At 63.7% G+C, this 24,536-nt stretch carries 22 protein-coding genes; 7 read left to right on the top strand and 15 right to left on the bottom strand.

The features are described 5' to 3' along the window. Positions 1-88: 88 nt before the first annotated feature. The 4 genes from IT775_RS10135 to IT775_RS10120 all read right to left on the bottom strand — a co-directional run bounded on the left by IT775_RS10135 (position 89) and on the right by IT775_RS10120 (position 5,146). Complete coding sequence (locus IT775_RS10135; RefSeq protein WP_343231128.1) at positions 89-1,300, bottom strand: type II secretion system F family protein; 1,212 nt, start codon at positions 1,298-1,300, stop codon at positions 89-91. Beyond that, positions 1,297-2,823, bottom strand: a complete 1,527-nt coding sequence (locus IT775_RS10130; protein ID WP_246525461.1) for a GspE/PulE family protein — start codon at positions 2,821-2,823, stop codon at positions 1,297-1,299. Before IT775_RS10130 ends, IT775_RS10135 begins: the two co-directional genes overlap by 4 nt. Next, entirely contained in the window at positions 2,747-4,720 is a 1,974-nt protein-coding gene (gene gspD, locus IT775_RS10125) for a type II secretion system secretin GspD (RefSeq protein ID WP_246525459.1), read from the bottom strand. Before gspD ends, IT775_RS10130 begins: the two co-directional genes overlap by 77 nt. 255 nt (positions 4,721-4,975) lie before the next feature. Then, positions 4,976-5,146 (bottom strand): hypothetical protein, encoded by a 171-nt coding sequence (locus tag IT775_RS10120; protein WP_212700986.1) that lies wholly within the window; start codon positions 5,144-5,146, stop codon positions 4,976-4,978. On the opposite strand from IT775_RS10120, the gene IT775_RS10115 reads away from it, so the two are divergent. Genes IT775_RS10115 through IT775_RS10100 form a run of 4 tightly spaced genes read left to right on the top strand, consistent with a single transcriptional unit; the run spans position 5,145 to position 8,839 of the window. Then, positions 5,145-6,137, top strand: coding sequence for a TRAP transporter substrate-binding protein (locus tag IT775_RS10115; protein WP_212700985.1), 993 nt, complete (start codon positions 5,145-5,147; stop codon positions 6,135-6,137). The two genes, IT775_RS10120 and IT775_RS10115, sit on opposite strands and share 2 nt — an antisense overlap. Before the next feature lie 60 nt (positions 6,138-6,197). Next, the gene (locus IT775_RS10110) at positions 6,198-6,695 is read left to right on the top strand and encodes a TRAP transporter small permease (RefSeq protein WP_212700984.1); all 498 of its coding nucleotides are present in this window, start codon (positions 6,198-6,200) and stop codon (positions 6,693-6,695) included. Next, on the top strand, positions 6,692-7,966 hold the full coding sequence (locus IT775_RS10105) for a TRAP transporter large permease (protein WP_212700983.1): 1,275 nt from the start codon (positions 6,692-6,694) through the stop codon (positions 7,964-7,966). Before IT775_RS10110 ends, IT775_RS10105 begins: the two co-directional genes overlap by 4 nt. Before the next feature lie 9 nt (positions 7,967-7,975). After that, positions 7,976-8,839 (top strand): isocitrate lyase/PEP mutase family protein, encoded by an 864-nt coding sequence (locus IT775_RS10100; protein ID WP_212700982.1) that lies wholly within the window; start codon positions 7,976-7,978, stop codon positions 8,837-8,839. Between the two features lie 39 nt (positions 8,840-8,878). Here IT775_RS10100 and IT775_RS10095 read toward each other — a convergent pair whose 3' ends face one another. The 7 genes from IT775_RS10095 to IT775_RS10065 form a co-directional block, all read right to left on the bottom strand. Next, positions 8,879-9,841, bottom strand: coding sequence for a Gfo/Idh/MocA family protein (locus tag IT775_RS10095; RefSeq protein WP_212700981.1), 963 nt, complete (start codon positions 9,839-9,841; stop codon positions 8,879-8,881). A gap of 12 nt (positions 9,842-9,853) precedes the next feature. Then, a complete protein-coding gene (locus tag IT775_RS10090; protein WP_212700980.1) occupies positions 9,854-10,804 on the bottom strand; it encodes an acetamidase/formamidase family protein in 951 nt (316 codons plus the stop codon). 201 nt (positions 10,805-11,005) lie between these two features. After that, positions 11,006-11,884, bottom strand: coding sequence for an ABC transporter permease (locus IT775_RS10085; RefSeq protein WP_212700979.1), 879 nt, complete (start codon positions 11,882-11,884; stop codon positions 11,006-11,008). Continuing rightward, positions 11,884-12,831 (bottom strand): ABC transporter permease, encoded by a 948-nt coding sequence (locus IT775_RS10080; protein ID WP_212700978.1) that lies wholly within the window; start codon positions 12,829-12,831, stop codon positions 11,884-11,886. The genes IT775_RS10085 and IT775_RS10080 overlap by 1 nt, the downstream gene beginning before the upstream one ends. 72 nt (positions 12,832-12,903) lie before the next feature. Continuing rightward, on the bottom strand, positions 12,904-14,676 hold the full coding sequence (locus IT775_RS10075; protein ID WP_212700977.1) for an ABC transporter substrate-binding protein: 1,773 nt from the start codon (positions 14,674-14,676) through the stop codon (positions 12,904-12,906). Positions 14,677-14,716: 40 nt separating this feature from the next. Then, positions 14,717-15,715: an ABC transporter ATP-binding protein gene (locus tag IT775_RS10070; RefSeq protein WP_212700976.1), complete on the bottom strand. Its 999-nt coding sequence runs from the start codon at positions 15,713-15,715 to the stop codon at positions 14,717-14,719. After that, the gene (locus IT775_RS10065) at positions 15,712-16,704 is read right to left on the bottom strand and encodes an ABC transporter ATP-binding protein (RefSeq protein WP_212700975.1); all 993 of its coding nucleotides are present in this window, start codon (positions 16,702-16,704) and stop codon (positions 15,712-15,714) included. Before IT775_RS10065 ends, IT775_RS10070 begins: the two co-directional genes overlap by 4 nt. An 85-nt stretch (positions 16,705-16,789) precedes the next feature. Here IT775_RS10065 and IT775_RS10060 point away from each other — a divergent pair, with 85 nt between their 5' ends. The 3 genes from IT775_RS10060 to IT775_RS10050 are packed head-to-tail and all read left to right on the top strand — an operon-like array spanning position 16,790 to position 20,128. Next, the gene (locus IT775_RS10060; RefSeq protein ID WP_212700974.1) at positions 16,790-17,527 is read left to right on the top strand and encodes a GntR family transcriptional regulator; all 738 of its coding nucleotides are present in this window, start codon (positions 16,790-16,792) and stop codon (positions 17,525-17,527) included. A gap of 36 nt (positions 17,528-17,563) precedes the next feature. Further along, positions 17,564-19,366, top strand: a complete 1,803-nt coding sequence (locus tag IT775_RS10055) for a gamma-glutamyltransferase family protein (RefSeq protein WP_212700973.1) — start codon at positions 17,564-17,566, stop codon at positions 19,364-19,366. 9 nt (positions 19,367-19,375) lie between these two features. Next, a complete protein-coding gene (locus tag IT775_RS10050) occupies positions 19,376-20,128 on the top strand; it encodes a DUF1028 domain-containing protein (RefSeq protein ID WP_212700972.1) in 753 nt (250 codons plus the stop codon). Positions 20,129-20,272: 144 nt separating this feature from the next. Here IT775_RS10050 and IT775_RS10045 read toward each other — a convergent pair whose 3' ends face one another. The 4 genes from IT775_RS10045 to galE all read right to left on the bottom strand — a co-directional run bounded on the left by IT775_RS10045 (position 20,273) and on the right by galE (position 24,535). After that, positions 20,273-20,515 carry a hypothetical protein gene (locus IT775_RS10045; protein ID WP_212700971.1) on the bottom strand — a complete coding sequence of 81 codons (243 nt, stop codon included), beginning with the start codon at positions 20,513-20,515 and terminating at the stop codon, positions 20,273-20,275. A 290-nt stretch (positions 20,516-20,805) separates the two neighbouring features. Continuing rightward, the gene (locus IT775_RS10040) at positions 20,806-21,702 is read right to left on the bottom strand and encodes a glycoside hydrolase family 26 protein (protein WP_212700970.1); all 897 of its coding nucleotides are present in this window, start codon (positions 21,700-21,702) and stop codon (positions 20,806-20,808) included. 14 nt (positions 21,703-21,716) lie between these two features. Next, positions 21,717-23,552 (bottom strand): glycosyltransferase family 2 protein, encoded by a 1,836-nt coding sequence (locus tag IT775_RS10035; RefSeq protein WP_212700969.1) that lies wholly within the window; start codon positions 23,550-23,552, stop codon positions 21,717-21,719. After that, positions 23,549-24,535, bottom strand: a complete 987-nt coding sequence (gene galE / locus IT775_RS10030; RefSeq protein WP_212701022.1) for a UDP-glucose 4-epimerase GalE — start codon at positions 24,533-24,535, stop codon at positions 23,549-23,551. The genes IT775_RS10035 and galE overlap by 4 nt, the downstream gene beginning before the upstream one ends. Position 24,536: the final 1 nt, after the last annotated feature.

Genomic DNA, 24,536 nt, shown 5'->3' with positions numbered 1-24,536 from the left:
AGCCCCCGACCGCCCCCATGGGAGGGGGCTTTACCCCCACCCGCGGTGGCGGCAGCCCTTCGCAATTTGGTTTCCTAGTCCGACCGCCCTACCCGGCGACCACCGTCTGCAGGTCGAAGATCGGCAGCAGAACGGCCAGCACGATCACCAGCACCATCGCCCCTACAACCATCATCAGCAGTGGTTCCAGCACCGCCGCGATCCGTTTGCGTTCGGTCACCAGCCGGTGTTCGACCAGCGCCGCCGCCCGTTCCGTCATCCGCGCCAGCCGCACCGAGGTTTCGCCGGCATGGATCAGCTGCCGCGCAACCGGGGGCAGGAAATCGAGCCGCACCAGCGCCACCGACAGGCTTTCGCCCTGCCGCACGCCGGTGGCGACGTCGCGCGCCTGGCCCCGGAAACGTTCCACGGTCAGCACCTCCCGGGCGCTGTCCGCCGCGCTAAGCACCGCGTGGCGACTGCCCAGCACCAGCGCCAGCGTACGCATGTATTGCACCGCCTCGGACAGCCGTTTCAGCCGCCCCAGCACCGGCAGCCTCAACACTACGCGGTCGCGCAGGTTGCGCAAAGCCCGCACCCGTGGCGTTGCCAGCCCCAGCCCGACCAGCGCCGTGAACACCACGGCCAGAAACACCCAGTTGGCCTGCACCCAGTCGGACACGGCCAGCACGTTACGGGTCAGTTGCGGCAGCGGGTGGCCTGATATCTCGAACATCGCCACGATTTCGGGCGCCACGCTGGTCATCAGGATGCCGCAGACCAGAAGCGACACCGCCGCCACGAAAGCCGGGTAGATCAGCGCGGTGGAAATCTGCGCCTTGTCGGTACCAAGCTGGTCCAGGTGATCGGCCAGTTCGGCAAAGACGCCGGCCAGATCGCCCGCCGCCTCGGCCGCGCGCACGGCGGCAAGGTAATAGGGCGGGAAGCCGGCGCCGCCAGTGGCCAAGGCCTCGGACAAGGCCGCGCCGTCCATCAGCGCCGCCCGCGCCTGCGCCGCCACCGCGTCAAGCGCCGGGTGACCGCCCGAGCGGACCGCTTCAAGCGCCGCCTCGGCGGGCAATTCGGCGGCCAGCATAACCGCCATCTGCCGGGTGAAAACCGCCTGCAAATCGGTGTTGAGCCGCGCCCGGATCCCTTGCCGCAGCAGCCCCGTCGCGCGGTCGCGCGCCGCCGTGACCTCGGCCACGAACAATTCCTGTCGCGCCAGTTGCGCCGCCGCGTCGGCCTCGGTTTCGGCCACCACGGTTCCGGTTTTGCGGCGTCCGCCCCTGGTATAGGCGGTATAGGCATAGGCCTTCACGCCACGTCCCCCACCACGCGCAGGGTTTCGGTCAGGCTGACCCGGCCAGCCGCCGCTGCCGTCAATCCCTGCCCGATCAGGATTTCACCGGACCCAAGCGCCAGCGCCTTCATCTCGGTCTCGCTCGCCCCGCGGTCGATCGCGCCGCGCAGGGTTTCGCCCAGTTCGACCATTTCGAAAACCCCCATCCGCCCGGCATGGCCCGACCCGCCGCAGGCGTCGCAACCAACAGGTTCGAAAAGTACCTCTGGCACCGCGATACCGTGACGGCGGAACAGCTGCGCCTCGTCTTCTGTCGGGGAATGCGGGCGACGGCAGTCCGGGCAGAGCTTGCGCAACAGCCGCTGCGCGATCACCCCGCGCAGGGTGGCGGCGATCAGGAAATTGTCCAGCCCCAGGTCGCGCAGCCGCACGATGGCCCCGATCGAACTGTTGGCATGCAGCGAGGAAAACACCAGATGCCCGGTCAGCGCCGCCTGGCTGGCGGTTTGGGCGGTTTCGGGGTCGCGGATTTCGCCCACCAGGATCACGTCCGGATCCTGCCGCAATGTGGCGCGCAGACCGGCGACGAAGGTCATCCCGATATCGGCGTTGATCTGGCTTTGCGAAATACCCGGCAGATCGTATTCGATCGGGTCCTCGACGGTGACGATATTGCGTTCGGCGCGGTCGGCCAACTGCAGCAGCGAATACAGCGTGGTTGTCTTGCCCGCCCCGGTCGGCCCGGTGGCCAGGATGATGCCGTTGGGCAGCGCCGAAAGACGGCGCAGCAAGGCCTGCTGATCCGCACTCAGGCCCAGATCGCTGAGCGGCATCAACCCGGCGGCGCGATCAAGGATCCTGAGCACGATACGTTCGCCGTAATGGCCCGGCAGCGACGACACCCGCGTGTCGATCATTCGCCCGCCCAACGACAGCGGAATGCGCCCATCCTGCGGCAGCCGGGTTTCGGCGATATCCAGTCCCGCCATCACCTTGAGCCGCGACACGATCCGCTTCACCGGCACATCGGAGCGGTCCATCACTTCCTGCAGGAACCCGTCGACCCGCATCCGCACCCGGAGCCCGTGTTCATGCGGTTCCACATGCAGGTCCGACGCCCCGGTCAGCACCGCGCGTTTCAGCAGCCGGTTGACCAGCTGGATCACCGGCGCGTCGCTGGGATCGTCCAGCAGGTCGCGCTGACGGGCATTCGCGCCCATGTCTTCAAGGTCGAACAGAAGGTCGGGATCGGCGTCCTTCGCCGTGCCATCCGCACCGTCATTGTAGACCCGCGCCAGCGCGGCTTCGAACCCGGCCTGATCGGTTGCGGTCAGGTCCACGCCCGCGCGCAGCCCGAGGCGGCGCTGCGCCTCGCGCAGCCCCATCTGGGTGACCGCCGGCCCGGTGATCAGCCGCGCCCCGTCCAGCAGCACCTGCTGGTCGCGGGCAAATGCGAACGGCAGCCTAGTTGGCGAACCGGAGCCGGCTGGGAAGCGGCGGGAAGTTTCGGCGTTGCGCGACATCATCAACAAATCCGGCATCAAACGGTTGGTTCAAATCGACCCCGTCAAAAGGCAGCGCCCCCGACGGCGTGTGCGGATAGCTTCCGTCATCCAGCGGTGCGATGGCAAGGCTTGCCTTGCGCGCCTCCCGGGTGATCTTGCGGGTCAGTTGCTTCGCCTCGGCTTCGGAATTGACCACCTGCGGACGCAGCAGCACCAGAAGAACCCGCTGGTTCTTGGTCGCATTCTTGCCCCGGAACAGGCCGCCGATCAGCGGCAGCCGTGAAATCCCCGGCACCTTCTGGATCACCGACCCGGAACCGTTTTCCAGCAGACCACCGAGCAGGATCACGTTGCCGTCGCGCACCAGAACCGAGGTCGACAGCGCCCGTTTCGAGGTGATTTCGCCGCCCGAAGACGCCTGTGAGGAGGTCAGGTTCGACACTTCCTGCTTGATATCCATCCGCACGGTGCGGTCGGCGTTGATCTGCGGCGTGACGTTCAGCGTCAGGCCGACATCCTGCCTCTCGATGGTCTGGAACGGGTTTTCCACCGCGCTGTCGCTGACGGTGGAATAGGACCCGGTGACGAAGGGCACGTTCTTCGCCACGACGATTTCGGCTTCCTTGTTGTTCAGCGTCATGATCGAGGGGGTAGACAGCAGCCGGGTCGAGGTTTTCGACGCCACCGCCGACAGGAACCCGGCGACGCCGCGGTCGCCCTGCGTTGGCACGCCGGCGATGATCCCTCCCGATCCGGCATCGATCGTGGTGCCGTTCAGCACCGAGGCCACCAGGCTGGTCAGGCTGGGACGCCCTTCCAGTGTGAACTGCGCCCCGCCGACGACGGCGTTGTTGAGGATCCCGGCCCATTGCGCCGCCAGATCGGCGAACCCGTCGACCGACATTTCGAAAATCACTGCCTCGACCAGAACCTGGCGTGGGCGGCGATCAAGATAGCGGATCATCCCTATGATATCGTCCATCCGGTCCTGCGGCGCGGTCACCAGCAACGTGTTGGTCTGCGGTTCCGGCACGATGCGCACCGGCGCTTCGTTCGGACCCTGCTGTTCGTTGGCGATGGCGCGCAGCACCACGTCGGCCAGGGCCGCGGCATCGGCGTAGTTCAGCCCCACCGCGTGGCTGGTGACGTTGTTCTGCTGGGTGTCCAGACGGGCCGCCAGCACTTTGATCTTTTCGCGCAGTTCCGCCGATCCCGACACCACCAGCGCGTTCGAGCGGCGATCGACCGATAGCGCCGCGCCCTGCGGCAGGATTTCCATCGACTGGATCACCTGCGCCACTTCCGCGGCGTTGGCATTGCGCAGCCTGATCATCTGAATCGGTTCGTCGCGCGGCTGATCCAGGCGGCGGATCAGCGCTTCGATGCGGCGGAAATTCTGACCCCGATCGGACAGGATCAGCATCTTCGACCCAGGCACCGCGGTCAGGATCGCGTCGGCGGGCAACAACGGCCGGACCACTTCCACAACGTCCTGCAGCGGCGCGTTTTCGACCTCGATCACGCGGGTTTCATAGGTCCCCTTGCTGCCCGAAACGGCCCCGCCCGAGGCCAGCCCGCGGGCATTGCGCATCGCCACGATACGGTCGGCGCCCGCCCCTTCGATCAGGGTCAGACCGTTCAGTTCAAGCACGCTGAGGAATACCTCATAGAGTTCATCCGGGCTCATCTCGTCGGGGGCCAGAACAGTCACGGTACCGCGCACTTCAGGGTCCAGCACGAAACGCCGGCCGGTGGCTTCGGACACGATTTCGATGAAGCTGCGGATTTCGGCGTCGCGCAAGTTCAGCGACACCTGTTCCTGTGCCTGCGCCGGCCGGGCATCCAGCATCGCGATTGCAAAGGGCCCCACCCCGGCCCCCAGGACCAGCCCGAACGCGACCATACAGGGCCGGATCGACGACAATAAATTCATGACCTGCTCTTTCAATGCCCGGTAGCTTTCCCTTATCGCGGGTTTGCCTGCCGCCTCTATTTTGCGCCACCTTAGCCGAGTAGCCGGGAAAAAGCAGTAGTTTCTGCGCGGCGTTGGCCGGGCTGTGACACCGCGGCTACACCCGCGAACGGTCCCGGCCACGGAGCACCATACTGGCCGCAAAGCAAAGATCGCAACTGACGCGCGCCATTGCCGAAGCGGCGCCTGCCCCATCCATGTCCCGCCCCAGATCCGTCATGGCCGCCGCCACGCGACGGCGGCCATGCGCAGAACCCGCCCTTCTTCAAAAGCGTCCGCCGGGCCAAAGCCCGCACCTTGAGCGAAATATTTTGATCCCCGGGTAAAAAATCTTGTTTTCATTATTCTTTTCATCAATTCTTCGCCTACGATAAGGGAGGAAATCATGAATAAATTTATTGCCGGGCTCGTCTCGGCCGCATTCGTTGCGGCCTACGGCGTGGGCGCACAGGCCGCGGAAACCACCATGCGGATTTCGCTTCAGCTGCCGCTGAAAAGCCATCTTGGACAGAACCTGAAGATGTTCAAGGAAGAGGTCGAGGCCAAATCAAACGGTGACATCGCCGTCGAGATTTACGACAGCGCGCAGCTTTACAAGGACAAGGAAGTCCCGCAGGCCGTCGGATCCGGCGCGATCGAGGCGGGGGTGGCGTCGCTGACCCGCTATGTCGGCGATGTCCCGATGGTCGACATCTTCTATCAGCCGTTCCTGTTCGATACCGAAGAAAAGGTGCGCAAGGCTGTGGCCCCGAACAGCCCGGTGCGCGGCCCGATCGACGCCGCGATCAAGGACACCGGGTCGACCGTGCTGTGGTGGCAGGCCTATGGCGGCGCGATCATGCTGTCCAACGGCGGCCCGATCGCGACGCCCGAGGACATGGCCGGCAAGAAGGTCCGCGTCTTCGGCAAGACGCTGGGCGATTTCACCACCGCCGCGGGCGGCGCGCCGACGATCATTTCGGGGTCTGAACAGTACCTCGCCTATCAGCGCGGCACCGTCGATATCGGCATGACCGGCGTGTCCGGCGTGCAGTCGCGCTCGCTTTGGGAAGTTATGGATACGATCACCGTCAGCAACCACGCGGATATCGAATTCATCGTGGTGACCAACACCGACTGGTGGAACGGCCTGCCGGCGGAACATCAGGCGATCATTTCCGCCGCCGCGCGCAATGCCGAAAACGCCGTGCGCGATGAAATGTCGGCGATCGAGGCCCGCGCCTATGACGCGGCCAAGCAGAACGGCATGGCCATCTACACCCCCACCGCCGAAGAACTGGCCAAGTGGAAAGCCGTGTCGCAGCCCGTCTACGACGCCTTCCTGGCCAAGACCGGCGATGCCGGCGCGGCCATGCTGGACGCCGCCAAGGGCTTCTGATCCGGCCACGATTGCCGCCCCTGCCACCGTGGGGGCGGCCTTTAATAACGGGGGAACGGCATGCGTTTGGTTGCCGCAATCGAAACCGCCACCGCCTGGGTGGCGGCGATCCTGCTGACGCTCAGCGGGGGGATGCTGAGCTATGAAGTGGTGGCGCGCTACTTCTTCAACGCGCCGACGATCTGGGCGGCGGAGCTGAGCCAGATGTGCCTGATCTGGGCCTGCCCGGTCGCCATGGGCTGGGCGCTGAGCCATCGCCGGCATATCCGGGTCACGGCGGTGACCGACCTGCTGCCGCCGCGCGGCAAGCAGGTGACCGAAATCCTGTCGCTGCTGATCATCCTGACCTTTTCGGCCGTGGTGACGATCTACGGCTATGACATTTTCCACGACAGTTTCGCGCGCGGCCGTACCACCGGTACCATGCTGGACCTGCCCGCCTGGATGCCCGAAGCGGCGGTTCCGGCAGGGTTCGCGCTGCTGACCCTGTCCTGCCTGACCGGGCTGTGGCGCGCGGTTCAGGGCGATATCCCCGAAGAAGAAGGCATGATGGAATGACCGTTATCCTGATCCTGATCGCGCTGTTCGCGCTGCTGCTGATCGGCGTTCCCGTGGCCTATTCGCTGGGCATGCTGGGGCTGGCGATGCTTTACCTCGGGGGGTTTTCGCCGCTGATGGCGCCGCAGGCGATCCTGTCGACGCTGGACGGGTTCATCCTGCTGGCGGTGCCGCTGTTCCTGCTGATGTCCAATATATTGCTGAAAGGCGGCGTCGGGCGCGACCTGTTCGCCGCCGTCCAGGCTTGGGTCGGGCATTGGCCCGGCGGGCTGGCGGTGGCGACGATCCTGTCCTGCGGCATCTTCGCCGCGATATCCGGCAGTTCGGTCGCCACGGCGGCCACCATCGGCACCGTCGCCGCCCCCGAAATGATTTCGCGCGGCTATGACAAGCGCTTCGTCTACGGGCTGCTGGCGGCCGGCGGTACGCTGGGCATCCTGATCCCGCCGTCGATCCCGCTGATCATCTACGGTTTCGTGACCGAGGAATCGGTGATCGCGCTGTTCATGGCCGGCATCGGGCCGGGGCTGGGCCTGATCGCGCTCTTCATCCTCTACGCGGTGATCTCGGCCCGGTTCCGGCACGACTACACCCCGATCCCTGCGGTTAGCTGGAACGAACGCTGGCGCGCCACCTTGCGTGCGGCCCCCTCTATCCTGTTGGCCGGCGTCATCCTGGGCGGCATCTATTCCGGCGCCTTCACCCCGACCGAAGCAGCCGCGATCGGGTTCGCGGTGGCGCTGTTCATCACCGCCGTCATCCTGCGCAGCCTCACCTGGGCGAAACTGTGGGAGGCGATGGTTGAATCGATGTCGACCACGGTGGCGATCCTGCTGATCATCGCCGGGGCCAAGATCTTCGGCAAGGCGATCACGCTCTACCGCATCCCGCAGGAAATCTCGATGTTCCTGTCCGACTGGGTGGCGACGCCGCTGGGGCTGATCCTCGTCGTGTCGGTGGTGTTGCTGGCGATGGGGCTGGTGTTCGAGGCGCTGTCGATGGTGCTGATCATGACGCCGGTGCTGCTGCCTGCGGCGATGGCGATGCATTTCGATCCGATCTGGTTCGGCATCTACATGGTGATCCTCGTCGAATGCGCCCTGATCACGCCGCCGGTGGGGCTGAACCTCTATGTCATCCAGTCGGTCACCAAATCGAGCCTGGGCGAGGTGTCGCGCGGCACCCTGCCCTTTCTGGCGCTGATGCTGGTGATGGTGGCACTGCTCTATCTCTGGCCCGATCTGGCCCTCTACATCCCCTTCAAACTGTGATCCCTTACCATGACCCAAGCTGATAAATTACGCACCCTGCTGGCCGAACCCGGCCTGATCACCATGCCCTGCTGTTTCGATCCGCTTTCCGCGAAACTGATCGAACAGGCGGGGTTTCCGCTGTCCTTCATGTCCGGTTTCGCCACAGCGGCCGCGCGGCTGGGGATGCCCGATACCGGGCTGATGTCCTATACCGAGGTGCTGGATCAGGGCCGCAACATCTGCAACGCGGTGTCTATCCCGGTGATCGGCGACGGCGATACCGGTTACGGTAACGCACTGAACGTCAAGCGCACGGTCAAGGGCTTCGCCCAAGCCGGTTTCGCCGCGGTGATGATCGAGGATCAGGTCGCGCCGAAACGCTGCGGCCATACGGCGGGCAAATCGGTGGTCAGCCGGGATGAGGCGTTCGAGCGTATCCGCGCGGCGGCGGATGCGCGGGTCGAGGGCCACGACATCCTGATCCTCGCCCGCACCGATGCGCGCCACGAACACGGGCTGGACGAGGCAATCGAACGCGCCCGCGATTTCCGCCGCCTGGGGGCCGATATCCTGTTCGTAGAAGCACCGCGTGACGAAGGTGAAATGCGCCGGATCTGTGATGAACTGGACGGCCCGAAGATGGCTAATATCGTCGAGGGCGGCCTGACCCCTGCCCTGCCGCCGCATGAACTGGAAGCGATCGGCTTCAAGATCGCCGCCTACCCGCTGACCCTGATGGCCGCCGCGATGAAGGCGATGGCGCAGGCACTGGAGGCGTTCAAGACCGGCACGCCCGCGCCCGATGCTCTGATGTCATTCGACGAAATGAAGACCCGGATCGGCTTCGACGCCTATTTCGAGGAAGAAAAGCGCTACGCCGAAAGCCGCTAGCAGGCGACCCGGCGGTCACACCGCCGGATTTCCAAACCCTCAACCCTTGCCGGCCAGCTTCGCCTCGATGAGCTTCTGAACCCGAAGCGCCTCTTCCGGCGTGGCAAGCCGGTTGGGCTTGCCTTCAAGGCACAGCAACAGATCGTCCAGCTGCGCTTTCAGGCTGGCCGCGCGCGGGTCTGCAGGCCGTTCGCGCACTTCCATGAAGTCGCCGCCATCCGACATTGCGTCGACATAGAAATCGGTGATCCGCCTGCTGGTTTTCGCGCCCTTGATGGTCAGTTCCTGCCGGTCCGGCTGGGCGCCGCCGACGCTGGCCATGATGGTGACAGGCCGGCCATCGGCGGTTTCGAGCCGGGCCAGCATATGGGTTTCGCACAGCGCCGGGTCGTCGGGATAGGACGGATGCGCCCAGACCACCGAAAGCGGCCCGAGGATGCGTTCCGAGAAGAACAGGAAATGCGAAATGACTTCGCGCGTCATGCCGCCTTCGTCCTTGAACCGCAGCCAGTCCGCCGCCTTTTGCCAGGCGCGCGGCCATGAGCCGTAGGTCACCACGATATCAGCGCCCAGCACATCGCCCATGGCACCGCTTCGCGCGGCTTCGGACACATCGGTCAGCGCGGCGCCGGCGGCCTGGGTGAAATTGACCGCCGCGGGCACGCCGAAGGATGCCAGCCGCGCCACCAGGTCTTCGCTCTCAGACACGTCGACGCCGAGCGGTTTTTCGAGGAACACCGCCTTTCCCGCCGCCGCGGCCGCCAGCGCATAGGCTTTGCGCGGCACCGGCGGGCAGGCCAGGTAGACCAGTTTGGCCGCTTCGATGGCCGCTTCCGCGCTGTCCGTGACGGCGGCGCCCGGCGCCAGAAGGCTGGCCGCCTCGCAGGCCTCGGCGGACGGATCCCACAGGGCGACCGGTTCGTATTCCGGGTGCCGCACCATGTGTTCCAGCATCCGCTGCCCCATGATGCCCAATCCGATAATGGCTGTCTTCACGCCCATGTGTCTTTCTCCTTAACTCGCTTTGGACTGCAATAAAGCGGTTTCCATCATCATATGCACGCCCTTGTTGCCGTTGACTGTCTGGGTAACCCGCAGATCGCCGATCAGCGAACACAGCATGTAGGCGTCTTCCCGGCTCAGCCCGGTGCGGTCCACGATCAGTGCGATCATGTCGCGCAACGCCATTTCGGCGCAGCGGTCCAGGTCCTCGTGCATTCCCATTGTTATCAGATGCGTCGGCGTTTCGGCACGCGGGAAGTCAATCTTCAGATCGTCCCGTACGCTCAGGCGGAACCTGCCTTCCAAAGCGGTTTCGATCGCGGTGACGCAGACCTCGCCATCGCCCTGCACGCCGTGGCCGTCGCCGCAGGAAAACAGCGCGCCCTCTGTAAGCACCGGAAGATAGAGCGTGGTGCCCGCGACCAGTTCCTTGTTGTCGATATTGCCGCCATGGGCGCGCGGCTGGATCGTCGAAATCCGGCCCCAGTTCGGCGGCGGCGCCACGCCCATCACGCCGAAGAACGGCTTCAACGGCAGGTCCAGCCCCCAGGACATCCGCCCGGTCATCGCCTCAAGGTCCACCGGGATGATGACATTCCGATAGGTCTGGAATTCGTCCGGCAGCGTCCCCGCCAGCGGCCGGATCATGTTCCAGCCCCAGTCCTGGCGCAGTTTCACGTCCAATATATCGACCTGCAGCACATGGCCCGGCTTGGCCCCCTTCACCGCCACCGGCCCGGTCAGGATATGCCCCGGCAACTGCCGTTCGGATCGCGCGTGGATATCGAACAGTTCGGGCGGGATGTGGAAACCGGCGTCCTGCGCCGGGATCTGGTCGGGACCGCCCGACACGGTTTCGATGGTCACGACATCGCCGCTATCCACCTCGAGCGCCGGTTTCAGCGTAGCATCGAAATAGCCCCAGGCGCAGGTTTCCGGGCTGGCTTTCAGAAGATGGGTCATTTTAAGGGCCTCATTTCACTCAAAATTCGCGGCATGCCGCCACCGGGTTAATCGCCGATCAGCGCGCCCATCGCGCCGGCCTCGGAATGCTGTCATTCTCGATGCCCCCTCATTTACAACGCACCTGAACGGGCGAAAGCCGCAACGCCGGCTTAAAATTCGAAAAGGGAAAAGGCGGCGGGGACATCCCGCCGCCTAGTTTCAGCCATCCAGCGCCTGGCGCACGTCCAGCGCGTCGCGCAGCCAGTCGCCGACGAAGTTGATCGCCAGCACCACCAGCATGATCGCCAGCCCCGGGAACACGCCCAGCCACCACGCCTGGGTGATGAAGCCGCGCCCGTCGGCCAAGATCAGCCCCCAGGTGGGCGTATAGGCGTCGACGCCGAGGCCGAGGAAAGACAGGCTCGCCTCGCCCAGGATGGCGTAGGACACGCTGACCGTGGCCTGCACGATGATCGGGGCCACCGCGTTGGGCAGGATGTGGATGAACAGGGTCCGTGCCTTGGAAAAGCCCAACGTGCGCGCGGCATCGACATATTGTTCCTCGCGCAGGGTCAGGGTCATCGACCGGGCGACGCGGGCGAAGTCATCGACGAAGGCCAGCGACAGCGCCACGATCACGTTCAGCAACCCGGTGCCGAAGACGGCGACGAGGTAGACCGCGATGATGAAGTTCGGGAAGGCCCATTGCAGGTCGATATAGCGCATGATCACGAAATCGAGCCAACCGCCGAAATACCCCGCGACCAGCCCCAGAACGATCCCGATCGCCAGCGCGATGGCCACGGTGGACACGCCGATGAACAGCGATACCCTTGTGCCGTGCAGAATCCGGCTCAGCAGGTCGCGGCCCAGATCGTCGGTGCCCAGGGGATGCGTCCAGGACAGCCCCGACATCATGTCGAGCGTCATCGCGTTCGGATCGAACGGCGCCAGCAGCGGCGCGAAGATCGCCCCGATCACGAACAGTGCCAGCACCAGCAAACCGGCCTGTGCCTTGCGGTCCTGCGCCAGCGTGGCATGGAACCGCGACCGGCGCTTGGGTTGCACCATTTCAAGGGCTTGAGAGGTATCGACCATCAGTTCAACCGGATTCTGGGGTCGATCACGCCATAGAGCAGATCGACGATTAAGTTGGAAAAGACAAAGATCGCGGACACGACCAGAACGGCGCCCTGTACTACCGGGTAGTCGCGGTTCAGGATGCCTTCGATCAGGACACGCCCCAGCCCCTTGATGGCAAAGACGTTTTCAACCACCACCGCGCCCGAGATCAGCAGCGCGAAGGCAATCCCGATCACGGTGATCACCGGGATCATCGCATTGGGCAGCGCATGGCCGAACATCACCATCCAGGGCGTCAGCCCCTTGGCGCGTGCGGTGCGCATGTAATCGGCCTTCAGCACCTCCAGCAGCGACGACCGGATCATCCGCGCGATGATCGCCGAAAAGGCGGTGCCGATGGCGATCGCAGGCAGGATCAGGTGCCGGAGCCATGGCCAGAATCCTTCGGCCAGCGGCACGTAGCCGATCGCCGGAAGCCATTGAAGGTTGGCCGCGAAAACGATGATCAGCAGGATCGCCAGCCAGAAATCTGGCATCGACAGCCCAAGGAAGGCGAACAGCGAAACGGTGGTATCGGTCGCCGAGTTGCGCCGCGTGGCCGACAGGATACCGGCCGGAACGGCGATGGCGAGGGCGATGACGAAGGCCAGGAGCGACAGCGACAAGGTCCTCGGGATCGCTTCGGACAAGACACTAGTGACCGCGACGCGGCTGCCATAGATCGAATTGCCCAAGTCCCCCTGCAGCATGTTCTGGAACCAGATCACGTATTGCACGAAGACCGACCGGTCGAGGCCGAGGCTGCGCTTCATCGCCTCGATTTCATCCGGTCCGCCCGCATCCGCCAGCATCGCGGCGATCGGATCCCCCGGAACGAGGCGCAGCATGAAAAAGACCAGGGTCGCCACCGCCCACATGACGATGACGGACCCGATCAACCTGCGAAGCATGTAACTTGCCACTGGAGCTAGTCCTTTCAGGAATGAATGCCCCGCCGGGCCGGTGCCTCCCGGTCCGGCAGGACTGGTTCCGCCTTAGCCCAGCGTCACGCGATCAAGGTCGTGCAGGCCGGGAATGCGGCTTTCGGCCGGGAAGTTCACCGACTTGTGGCGCACCTGAACGTCGACGGGGTGGTAGAGGAAGCCACAGGCCACCCGGTCCGAGGTGATCTGGTTGGCCTTCTGAACCAGGTCCTTGCGGGTCTCGAGATCGGCGGTCACCGACTGTTCGTCGATCAGCGCGTCGGCCTCGGCATTGCTGAAGTAACCGAAGGCGTATTTTGCCGTGTCGCGGGTGCGGCCGTTGAACTTCGACGTGGTCTTCATCCAGTCGACGACACCGTCATCGGGATCGTAGTCGCCGCCCGACCCGCCAAGGCGCATGTCGTATTCACAGCTGTCGAAGTCCTGGATACCGACCGAGAATTCCTTCGGCACGACCTTGATCGTGATGCCCAGCACCTGCTTGTAGATATTGGCAATGACTAGGCCGTTGCGCTTCTGCGACGGGGTGGTGATCAGTTCCAGTTCCGGGAACCCCTTGCCGCCCGGGAAACCGGCATCGGCAAACAGCTTGCGGGCGCCTTCGGGATCGAAGGCCTGCATGGATTTGTCCGCGATACCTTCGTCATAATAGAACGCCATCGCCGGGTTGATGGTGCCATAGCCCGGTTCGGCATAACCGAAATGCGCCGCCTTGACGTAGGTTTCGCGGTCCAGCGCCTTGGCCAGCGCCAGTCGGACCATGAAGCCCTTGTCCTTCAGCAACTCTTCCATCGGTTTGTCGAAATCGGTCACCTTCATCGGCTCGCGCCACGGGTTCATCCAGACCGACTGGAACCCCGGTGCCGGCTTGATGTCGACGACCAGATCGGAATTGGCCTTGAACCGGTCGATCAGCTGCGCCGCCAGCGGGTTGCCGCCGATATACTGGATGTCGCCCGCTTCCATCGCGGCGGCCAGCGGTTCGACACCGTCGATCGGCTTGATGATCACCTTGTCCAGCTTGGGACGTTCGGGATCGTAGTAATCGGCGAATTTTTCCAGCACGACGCCCTGGCCCAGAACGTGTTCGGTCACCTTGAATGGGCCGGTACCGACCGGGGTCAGGCCGTACTGGGCTTCGCCCATCTGTTCCAGCGCGCCTTTGGACACGATGGTCATGGCCCGGCCCGAAGCGCGTTCCAGCGTCTTGGTCAGGAACGACGCCTGCGGCTTCTTCAGGGTGAACTTCACTTCGTAATCGCCCAGCTTTTCGAGGCTGGCGACATTGCCCAGAACCTTGGAGTGGATCGAGAGGTCCGGGTTCGAGGAACGCTCGTAGGTGAACATCACATCGTCGGCGGTGAACGGATCGCCATTGTGGAAAGTCACGCCTTCGCGCAGCTTGAAGGTATATTCCAGACCGTCATCCGACACGGCCCAGGTTTCGGCCAGGTCGCCCCGCGCCACCAAGTCCGCATCGATATGCATCAGACCCGACAGCACGTTCGAGGTGATCTGGAACTGCAACACCTGGTTGATCTTGGCCGGGTCCAAGGTCTGGATTTCCGCCACGCCGGCCCAGCCGCAGCGCAGCGTGCCACCGGCCGCCCCCGATGCGCGCGCCATGCCCGAGAAACCGGGCGTCAGATGCGCCGCCGTCAGGGCACCGCCCGCCGCCAGCAGCCGCAGGGTGGTGCGGCGCGACAGTTTCGGACCGGACAGATCCTTGCCGGTCAGGCCCAGCATGGAATCTTTCGGATCGTAGTCGTGGGCGTCCTCCCACATCCGGCGCATTTCTTTGCTGAAGTTCTTGGTATCGGTCATTTCTTTTTCCCTGTTGTGGTTTTGTTTAATGAGTTGAAATTCAGCCACTTGGAACGGTCACACCGGTTTCCCAGCAGGCCGCCAGATGGCCTGGTTCGACCGGGTCGAGAACCGGCACCTCGCGCCGGCAACGCTCTGTCGCGAGCCGGCAGCGCGGGTGGAAAAAGCATCCCGAAGGCGGATTGGCGGGGCTGGGCACCTCACCTTCGAGCGGCGCGATCTCGCGTCCCTGCTCATAATCCGGGTCGGGGTTGGGCACCGCGTCGATCAGCGCCCGGGTGTAAGGATGGCGCGGCTTGGCGAACAGCGGATCTGAGGGCGCGGTTTCGGCCATCCGGCCCAGATACATCACCCCCACCTGGTCGCAGATATGGCGCACCACCGACAGGTCGTGACCGATGAACAGGTAGGTCAGCCCCAGTTCCTTCTGCAGGTCTTCCAGCAGATTGATGATCTGTGCCTGGATCGACACGTCGAGCGCCGAAACCGCTTCGTCGCAGACGATCAGTTCGGGGTTCATCGCCAGCGCCCGGGCGATGCCGACGCGCTGCCGCTGACCGCCGGACATCTCATGCGGATACAGGTCGGCGAACCGCGCCGGCAGACCGCAGATATCCAGCAGGCGGGCGACCTCGGCCTTGATTTCACTGTCCGGTTTCAGCCGGTGCACCCGCAGCGGTTCGGAAAGGATCCGTCCCGTGCTCATCCGCGGATTGAGCGACGAAAACGGGTCCTGGAACACCGCCTGCACCCGGCTTCGGAATTTCTGCAATGCCGGGGCGTCCATCCCGGCAATGTCTTCGCCATCGAAACGGATCGTGCCGGCGCTGGCTTCGACCAGCTGCAGCACGGCGCGGGCCACGGTGGTCTTGCCGCAGCCGGATTCGCCGACCAGACCGAAGGAGGTGCCGCGCGGGATCGAGAACGACACCCCGCTGACCGCCCGGACAACACCGACGGTGCGTTGCATCAGCCCCTTGCGGATCGCGAAATCGACCTGAAGGTTTTCCACTTCCAGCAATGGCGCTTCATTGGTCATGCCACGGCCCCCTTGCCCTCGGTATGGTCGACAGCCGCGTTCCAGCACGCGACCTCGTGCCCGTCTGTGACGGAAAACTCCGGCACCTGCCTGGCGCAGATATCGGTCGCTTTGGGGCAACGCGGATGGAACCGGCAGCCCGGCAATTCCACCGTCGGATCGGGCGGCGCGCCCGGGATCGGGCGCAAAGGTGTATCGCGCGGCAGGTCGAGACGCGGCACCGACGCCAGAAGCCCCCGGGTATAGGGATGCTGCGGATCGCGATAGAGCTGCCGCGCGGTTGCACGTTCGACGACCCGTCCGCCATACATGACCGCCACGTTCTGCGCATAGCGCGCCACGATGCCGAGGTTGTGGGTGATCAGCACCAGCCCGACCCCGTGATCGCGGCACAGGCGCGAGGTCAGCGCAAGGATCTGCGCCTGGATCGTCACGTCCAGCGCGGTGGTGGGTTCATCCGCCAGGATCAGGTCGGGTTCGCAGGACAGCGCGATGGCGATCATCACCCGCTGGCGCATACCGCCGGACAATTGGTGCGGATACTGTTTCAGCCGTCGCACGGGATCCGAAATCCCGACCTCGTTCAGCAGTTCCAGCGCACGGGCGCGGGCCGCCTTGCGGCTGAGCTTCATCTTCAGGCGCATACCTTCGGTCAGCTGATGTTCGATCGACCGGACCGGATTCAGCGACGTCATCGGTTCCTGAAAGATCATCGCGACCTTGCTGCCGCGCAGGGCATTGCGTTCGCGCGGGGAAAGGGCTGTCAGGTCTTGGTCGTCGAACAGGATCCGCCCTCCGGAAACCGACAGGCCCTCGCCCAGCAAATCCATCACCGCAAGTGCGGTCAGCGATTTTCCCGACCCCGATTCACCAACGATTGCAATAGTTTCCCCCCGGTCGACCGAAAAATGAGCATCATGGACCAAACGGCATGTTCCGCCATCACGCGCCACATCAATAGCCAGATTTTCAACGCGTAGAAGCGTCATTTCTTTGCTGCTTTCCGTTACTATCGTCTGGACATCAGACAATTTTATCATTATCAATATTGATACTAAGAGTTGGAATTTTTGAATGTCAATATCTAGCACCACTTCCCTCGACGAACTCATGAACGACCTGCCGAAAGTGCGCGGAAAAAAGTCAGATCTGGTCTACGCCGCACTGAAGAAGGCGATCCTGTTCCGCCTGCTTCCGCCGGATTCGCAACTGCTGGAAACGGAACTGGCCGGGCGTTTCGGCTGCAGCCAGGGCACCGTTCGCGAGGCGCTGCTGCGGCTTGATGATGACGGCTTGGTCCGGCGATCGGGCTACCGGGGCACACGGGTCACCGAAACCAGCCTTGATGAGGCGGTCGAAATGGTGCGCATCCGCCTGTCCATTGAACGCGGCGTGGCCCGGAAAATCGCAACGGCCGATATTTCGCAGCATCGCGACACGCTGGATGACCTGATCAAGCAAATGGCCGAGGCACACCGGCAGGACGATCTTTATCGCGGCAGCGAACTGGACCGGGCATTTCACTGCGCACTGGCCAATGCGGCGGGGATGGAACTGTTATCGCCTCTGCTGCAGCGCTGCGCCCTTCATATCCACCGCTTCACGCTCGGCAATGTCGAGGTGCCACGGACCTTCTTCCAGGAAGCGGGGGTCGATGCCGAGCACCGCACACTGTTGGAGGATCTGTGCTGCGGCGACCCGGATCAGGCCGAACAGGCCATATCGTCCCACCTTGCCCATGTTCTGAACCGCTGGACACCGTCGCTTTATGAAGCGGTGGGGCCGGCCGTGTTCAGCAGCCTGCGGAAATAATCAAACACAACCATCTTGCACAATGCGGAGTCCCGAATGGTTTCTTTTACGACGCGCCCGGAAATAACCGGCACTTTCGGTGTCGCGGCCTCGACTCACTGGATCGCATCCTCGGTCGGTTTCGGGGTGCTGGAAAAGGGCGGCAATGCCTTTGATGCGGCCGCGGCGATGGGCTTCGTGCTGCAGGTGGTCGAACCGCACCTGAATGGCCCCGGCGGCGAATTTCCCGCCATCACCTATTCGGCCAAGGACGACAAGGTGCAGGTCCTTTGCGGCCAGGGCACGGCGCCGCAGGGCGCGACGATTGAAAAGTACCGCGACGAAGGGATCGACCTGATCCCCGGATCTGGCCTGCTCGCCACGGTGATCCCCGGGGCCTTCGACGGCTGGATGCTGATGCTGCGCGATCAGGGCACGATGACGCTGCGCGAGGTGCTGGAACCGGCGATCTACTACGCCCGCCACGGTCACCCGGTGCTGGAGCGCGTGTCGCTCGCCATCCAGAGCCTTGAAGAGCTGTTCACCAAGGAATGGCCAAGTTCCGCCGCGGTCTGGATGCCGGGCGGCAAGGCCCCTGCCCCGGGCGAAATGTTCCGCAATCCCGATCTGGCCGACACCTGGGAACGCCTGCTGAGCGAGTCCGAGAGCGTCACCGGGCGCGAGGCGCAGATCGAAAAGGCGCGCGACTGCTTCTATCGCGGCTTCATCGCAGAAAAGATCGGCGCCTACCTGTCCGAGGCCTGCGTCATGGACGGCACCGGCACCCGCCGCAAGGGCGTGCTGACCGCCGAGGACATGGCCGGCTGGAGCGCCCATTGGGAAGACCCGCTGACCCTCGACTACAACAACTGGACCGTCTGCAAGACCGGCCCGTGGAGCCAGGGGCCGGTTCTGCTGCAGAACCTGCAACTGCTGAAACAGGCCGGCATCGCCGACATGGATCTGATGGGACCGGATTTCATCCATACCGTCATCGAGGCGATGAAACTGTCCTATGCCGACCGCGAAGCCTATTACGGCGATCCGAACTTCTTCGACATCCCGATGGATGAACTGCTGTCGGCCGATTACGCCGCCAAGCGTGCCGCACTGATCGGCACGGCCGCGTCGCTGGAACAGCGCCCGGGGCAGATCAAGGGGCTGGAACATCTGGCTCAGGCCGCGATCGACCGTGCCAGCGGCGTCGGCAAACACGCGGTGGGCGCGGATGCGGGCGAACCGACGATGGAGCATCTGACCAAACGGGCCAATCGGCGCGGCGACACCGTGCATATCGACGTGATCGACCGCTGGGGCAACATGGTATCGGCCACGCCCTCGGGTGGCTGGCTGCAATCCTCCCCCATTATACCGGGGCTCGGCTTCGCGCTCAATTCCCGGGCGCAGATGTTCTGGCTCGACGAGGGCCTGCCCTCCAGCCTCGCGCCGGGCCACCGTCCGCGCACCACGCTGACGCCGTCGCTGGCGCTCAGGGACGGCAAGCCGCATCTGGCCTTTGGCACGCCCGGCGGCGACCAGCAGGACCAGTGGCAGCTGATCTTCTTCCTGCGTCTGGTGCATGGGCAACAGAACATGCAGGAAGTGATCGACGCCCCGCTGTTCCATTCGCAGCATTTCACCGGGTCGTTCTATCCCCGTCAGGCCATTCCGGGCCGGATGATGATCGAACCCTCGGCGGGTGAGGCCACCATCGCCGATCTGCGCGCGCGCGGCCACGATGTGGACGTGTCCGATCCGTGGTCCATCGGACGGCTGACCGCCGCCGCCCGCGATCCCGACGGGTTGCTGCGCGCCGCCGCCACCCCGCGCCTGATGCAAGCCTACGCCGTTGGCCGGTAAGGAGGAGCCATGACCTATTCCATCGTTGCCCGTGATCCTGCAACCGGGCACCTGGGCATCGCCGTTGCCAGCCGCTTCTTCGCGGTTGGCGCGCTGGTGCCGCATATCCACCCCAACGCCGCCGTGGCGACACAGGCCTTCATCAACCCGCTGTGGGGCATCGAGGGATCGGCCCGTTTGCAAGCCGGCGAAGCCGCCGAGGACGTGATCGCCGATCTGATTGGCCGCGACGACGGTCAGGCGCAGCGGCAGGCACATATGATCGACGCCAAGGGCCGCATCGCGGCCCATACCGGCACAGCCTGTATCGACTGGGCCAGCCATTGCAGCGCCGACGGTGTGTCCGTCGCCGGCAACATGCTGACCGGTCCGCAGGTGATCGATGACACGCTCGTGTGCTACCTCGACAATCTGGACAAGCCGTTCGCGGAACGACTGCTGCTGGCGATGCAAGCGGGCGAGGATGCCGGCGGCGACAAGCGCGGCCGTCAGGCCGCCGCGCTACGCATTCACCGGGGCCAAGCCTACCCCTGGATCGACCTGCGTGCCGACGATCACGCCGATCCGCTGGAGGAACTGAGGCGGCTGCTGGATGTCGCGGGGGACCGATACCTGTTCTTTGCGGAAGAACTCGCCACTGCCGACAATTTTTCGGGCTGCAAGGACCGGACCGAACTGGACCGGGCCATTGCCGAACACGAGGCGCATATGAAGGCCGCGGGCGTCAGTTCGCGATCCTTCGCAACCACGCCCAAATCGTGAACCGGCTGCTGGCCAGATGATGTTTCCCGCTGTTCGCAGCGCAGCCACATACGGGTTCGAAGGCATCACCTGAAAAAACGGATGCCTTCGTCATTTCGGGATCGTGGCCGAACAGAAGCGATCAAGGCCACGGAGCGCGCCGGTTCAGCGGCTGTAGCAGCTCGACTTCTTGCCGAAGCCTGCGGGTGAACAGACCCAGCTGCCGCGACCGTACAGGACGATCCGCCCGATGCGTTTGGATTTGTTCATGCCGGCCTTTGCCATCCAGTCGAAACGTGCCGCCCCTTTGCCCGCGCTGGACTTGACGATCTGCGCAACGGGTTGCTTCGGCGTCACCGCCATATCGGCCTGCGCCGCCGGGGCCAGACCGATCATGCCGGCTGCCATTACTGCGAAAGATATATTTCGTATGTTCACTGCCTTGCCCATTCGATTTGACCTCACGAAAACATTCACCAATCACCGCGTGCCCTATTGTTTTTGAAAAGGCACCCGAACGGTGAGTTTTATGGATGGAAAGCAGGTTACCGGTCAACATGGGCATTTTCATGGCACTTCCACAGGCGAGTTTGACACCGTCAAAAAAATAACGCCCGAGCAAAACTCCCGAGCGTTATCAATTCTCTAAATCCACATTCGTTCGGCGGCATATTTCCGCCGAACGGCGTCAACAGGACTTATTTCAGGATCTGGTTCTTGACCCTCCAGTCCGGCCGGCCGAATCCTTCGGGCCACGGATAGACCTCGGGGTAGTTGAAATAGACGACACCGACGAGGCTGGGATATTGCTCTTTGACCTGACGGACCGAGTTTTCCCAATCCTTGACATAGGCTTCCTTGCCGACATAGCCCAGTTCCGCGACAACGACGGGCTTGCCATACTTGGCCGCACGTTCGTAACGCGGCGCGAAGATTTCGTCGAAGGTCTGGTCACGACCGAACTTGTACTGGTCCCAAGCCTGCAGCCCGAACACCGACAACCCGACCAGATCGACATAGTCGTCGCCGGGATAGTATTCGTCCATGTTGTCATACCCCAGCGGCGACCACATGACGTTGATGTTGGGCGCCGCGGCGCGGCACAGGTCGATCATGTGGCGATAGGCGGAAATATAGGTTTCCGGTTCCCAGTCGGCCCAGATGAACTGACCGCTCTTGTCTTCCATCTCATGCGCCCAGCGAAGGGTCACCGGGCTTTTCAGCGTACCCAGAATATCGCAGATCGCCTTCATGTTGGGATCGTAGGTGCCGTTTTCGATGCCACGCTGCAGGTAGCGCGCGGTGTTGCGTTCGCTGCGCGACCAGGTCCAGGGTTCAACCGTCACCAGAAGCGACCGGTTGCGTTCCATCGCATATTCATCGGCATCGTAGAGCGCCTGCAGATAGACGTCTTCCCACGGCAGGAAGAGCTCCTCGATCACGACCTCGCCGTCGCTGGCGAAATCACCATCGGGATCGTAGACTCCGAAAGGAAGCTCGCCCGGTGGGGCCGCCATTGTCGGGGTGACGTTTATCACGGCCGCAGTAATACCTGCGGTCAACGCAGCGAGTAGCTTTGAGGTTTTTCTTTTCATCTCAATTTCCTTTTTTATTGTCGGAAACTCGTAAATCTTTCAGTCAAATCGGGCAGCAGAATGATCCGGACGTCGCCAGCTCCGCCCCTGCCCGCACCGGACACAACATATTGCACTTCAACCAACCTCAGCGGTTCCAGCCCGAAGGCCAGCGCGTAGAGGCTTTCTCTGCCCTTAAGAATACCTGCCGTGATGAGCAAAAACATGATCAAGCTCAATATCGAGAGGTCACGGACCAAAATTTTTCGTTTTAATGCCTTTTGTTTTCCCGCCCGCTTCAGCTGGGCGGTCAGCGCAACGCTCAGGAGTATACAGTAAAGTACGGCATTTATCAGCGACAGGAGGTAAAACCCCCGCGCCTCCACGATCCCGGACACGGTCAGGACGGGAAACAGCGCACCGATCGCCAGCGCCGCATAGACGGCAATGACCTTGCCCGGCAGCGGGTGGCCGATATTGCCCCCCTTCGGCGTGATGCGGAAATCGACAAAATGGCCGGTGATCCTGTCGCGTATCGCCATCGCGCAGCCCCAGAACACCCAAGGCCATTGTAGCATGACGAACAGCGCCTTTTCCCATGCCAGGACCTTCGCCCATCGGGGCCGAAAAAAACCGTCCCGCTTCATCGCATAGGCAAACAGGATCATCGCTCCCACCGCTGGCATGGAATGCCCCAGGAAGGCCGGATAGGTGACATCGGCGAACCGCACATCCCATGTCACAGCGATGATCGGCACCAGATACATCATCGCCATCGATACCGCGAAGAACACGTACCAGGTCTGGCACAGCAGGAATAAAAACGTCAGCCGCAGCGGCATGGTACGCAGGTAGCGCGGCGTGTAGCGCAATAGCAGCGACAACAGCGACCGCGACCACTGGAATTCCTGCGTTACCAGATCGGCCAGCGTTTCGGGCCCCTGCCCGACCGCAATGGCGTCGGGGGCATGCACGCCGCGCCAGCCTGCCGATGAAATCAGCATCGTGGTCGAATGGTCCTCGGCCAGTTCGGGGCCAAGCCCACCCGCGCTTTTCAACGCCTTTGTGCGTACCGTGTAATGCGACCCGATGCACATCGGGGTCAGCACCGCCGAATAACCGGCCTGAAACACGCCGTGAAACGCCGCTTCGGAAAACAGCCGGGTGCGCGCGGCCCAGCTGTGATCGGCATTGGCGGCGCAGATCGACGGCGCTGAAACATAACCCACCGCATCGTCCGCGAAGGGCCGCAGCATTTCTCGCAGGTATCCCGGCTGCGGCACATGGTCGGCATCGAGCTGACTGACGATGTCGTAATCGCGATAGCCCCAGTGATCGTAGAAATAGGCAAGGTTGCCTTCCTTGCAGCGGGTGCGGCGCGGCCATTCGGTGCGGTGATAGGCCTCGACCCCCTTGCGGGTCGATACCTTCACCCCGTGGGCGATGCACCACCTCTTGGTTTCGTCGCTCGGATCTTCGTCGGCCAGCCAGGTGTCGTGGGGATAATCCTGCGCCAGCATCGCCTCGAGCGTATCGCGCACCAGTTCGAACGGCTCGGACGGGGTTTTGGTGGTCACCATCGCCACCCGCCATTGTCCCGGTTCGGGATCCGGTGCCGAGGGTTTACGCGCCTGCAGGAAGACGAGCACGAAATAAAGCTGCATGCCCCAGATCCACAGCATCCCCGCCGTCACGATCCAGTAGCGCGCCGATCCGATAACGTGGACCGGCTGAAGCCACCACGCCCAGAACCATCCGGCGGCAAGGAACCACAGCCCCGCGATGATATAGTATTTCAGTGCCCGCCACCCGGTGAGCATCGGCACGAGATTAGGGCGCGGATCAAGCGCGGGATGGCGTTTCTTGGTCATTCAGGTCCCGGATGGCCGAACCAAGGCGCCGCGTCGGCCACGATCCTGTCGAGATCGGTATAATCGGCGCGAAAGCCAAGCAGATCGGCCGCGAGCGACGGATCGGCGGTGAGAACAGGCGGGTCTCCAGCGCGGCGGGGCGCGACTACGACCGGCACTTCGCGCCCGGTGACGCGCGCCACTGCATCGACGACTTCGCGCACCGAATGGCCGGTGCCGGTGCCCAAGTTCACCGCAAGGCTGTCGGCGCCGCCCGACAAGTGATCCAGCGCCAGCACATGCGCCCGGGCCAGATCGGTCACGTGGATGTAATCGCGGAAGCAGGTGCCGTCGGGGGTGGGGTAATCGTCGCCGAACAGCTTAAGTTCGCCCTGCCCCGCCGCCGCCAGCAGCGCCAGCGGAATGATGTGCGTTTCGGGGTCGTGCCGTTCGCCGATCTCGCCCTCGGGATCGGAACCTGCCGCGTTGAAATAGCGCAGCGCCGCATAGCGCAGGCCCCAGGCGGTGGCGGCATCCTGCATCATCCATTCGCAGACCAGCTTGCTGCGGCCATAGGGATTGATGGGGTTCTGCGGCGCGGCCTCGGTGATCGGCAGCTGATCCGGGATGCCGTAGGTCGCACAACTGGACGAAAACACGATCTGATTGACGGCTTCGGCCTGCATCGCATCAAGCAACGAGATCATGCCGCGCAGGTTGTTGTCGTAATACAGGCCCGGATTTTGCGTGCTTTCACCGACATAGGCGAAGGCGGCAAAGTGTATCACCGCCTCGATCCGGTGCGCGCGCAGCGCCGCCCGAACCCGGTCCGTGTCGCGCAGGTCCGACTTGACCAGCGGCCCCCACTTCACCGCGTCGGCATGGCCGCGCGACAGATTGTCTATCACCACCGGCCGGTGCCCCGCCAGCGCCAGGGCCTTGCAGGCATGGCTGCCGATATACCCGGCGCCGCCGGTTACAAGGATGTTGCGCCCCTCAGACACG

This window comes from Thalassovita aquimarina, assembly GCF_018219815.1.
GTDB lineage: Bacteria > Pseudomonadota > Alphaproteobacteria > Rhodobacterales > Rhodobacteraceae > Thalassobius > Thalassobius aquimarinus.
Note: the sequence above shows the minus strand (reverse complement) of the source record. Positions and strands in the feature narration are given on the sequence as shown.

What these genes read in the sequence shown, in the direction of transcription:
- IT775_RS10065 (WP_212700975.1), bottom strand. Translation starts at nt 16,704, where the DNA reads ATGACGCTTCTACGCGTTGAAAATCTGGCTATTGATGTGGCGCGTGAT.
- IT775_RS10115 (WP_212700985.1), top strand. Translation starts at nt 5,145, where the DNA reads ATGAATAAATTTATTGCCGGGCTCGTCTCGGCCGCATTCGTTGCGGCC.
- IT775_RS10060 (WP_212700974.1), top strand. Translation starts at nt 16,790, where the DNA reads ATGTCAATATCTAGCACCACTTCCCTCGACGAACTCATGAACGACCTG.
- IT775_RS10105 (WP_212700983.1), top strand. Translation starts at nt 6,692, where the DNA reads ATGACCGTTATCCTGATCCTGATCGCGCTGTTCGCGCTGCTGCTGATC.
- IT775_RS10055 (WP_212700973.1), top strand. Translation starts at nt 17,564, where the DNA reads ATGGTTTCTTTTACGACGCGCCCGGAAATAACCGGCACTTTCGGTGTC.
- IT775_RS10095 (WP_212700981.1), bottom strand. Translation starts at nt 9,841, where the DNA reads ATGGGCGTGAAGACAGCCATTATCGGATTGGGCATCATGGGGCAGCGG.
- IT775_RS10130 (WP_246525461.1), bottom strand. Translation starts at nt 2,823, where the DNA reads ATGCCGGATTTGTTGATGATGTCGCGCAACGCCGAAACTTCCCGCCGC.
- IT775_RS10050 (WP_212700972.1), top strand. Translation starts at nt 19,376, where the DNA reads ATGACCTATTCCATCGTTGCCCGTGATCCTGCAACCGGGCACCTGGGC.
- IT775_RS10110 (WP_212700984.1), top strand. Translation starts at nt 6,198, where the DNA reads ATGCGTTTGGTTGCCGCAATCGAAACCGCCACCGCCTGGGTGGCGGCG.
- IT775_RS10120 (WP_212700986.1), bottom strand. Translation starts at nt 5,146, where the DNA reads ATGATTTCCTCCCTTATCGTAGGCGAAGAATTGATGAAAAGAATAATG.
- IT775_RS10100 (WP_212700982.1), top strand. Translation starts at nt 7,976, where the DNA reads ATGACCCAAGCTGATAAATTACGCACCCTGCTGGCCGAACCCGGCCTG.
- IT775_RS10035 (WP_212700969.1), bottom strand. Translation starts at nt 23,552, where the DNA reads ATGACCAAGAAACGCCATCCCGCGCTTGATCCGCGCCCTAATCTCGTG.
- gspD (WP_246525459.1), bottom strand. Translation starts at nt 4,720, where the DNA reads ATGAATTTATTGTCGTCGATCCGGCCCTGTATGGTCGCGTTCGGGCTG.
- IT775_RS10090 (WP_212700980.1), bottom strand. Translation starts at nt 10,804, where the DNA reads ATGACCCATCTTCTGAAAGCCAGCCCGGAAACCTGCGCCTGGGGCTAT.
- IT775_RS10045 (WP_212700971.1), bottom strand. Translation starts at nt 20,515, where the DNA reads ATGGCAGCCGGCATGATCGGTCTGGCCCCGGCGGCGCAGGCCGATATG.
- IT775_RS10040 (WP_212700970.1), bottom strand. Translation starts at nt 21,702, where the DNA reads ATGAAAAGAAAAACCTCAAAGCTACTCGCTGCGTTGACCGCAGGTATT.
- IT775_RS10075 (WP_212700977.1), bottom strand. Translation starts at nt 14,676, where the DNA reads ATGACCGATACCAAGAACTTCAGCAAAGAAATGCGCCGGATGTGGGAG.
- IT775_RS10085 (WP_212700979.1), bottom strand. Translation starts at nt 11,884, where the DNA reads ATGGTCGATACCTCTCAAGCCCTTGAAATGGTGCAACCCAAGCGCCGG.
- IT775_RS10070 (WP_212700976.1), bottom strand. Translation starts at nt 15,715, where the DNA reads ATGACCAATGAAGCGCCATTGCTGGAAGTGGAAAACCTTCAGGTCGAT.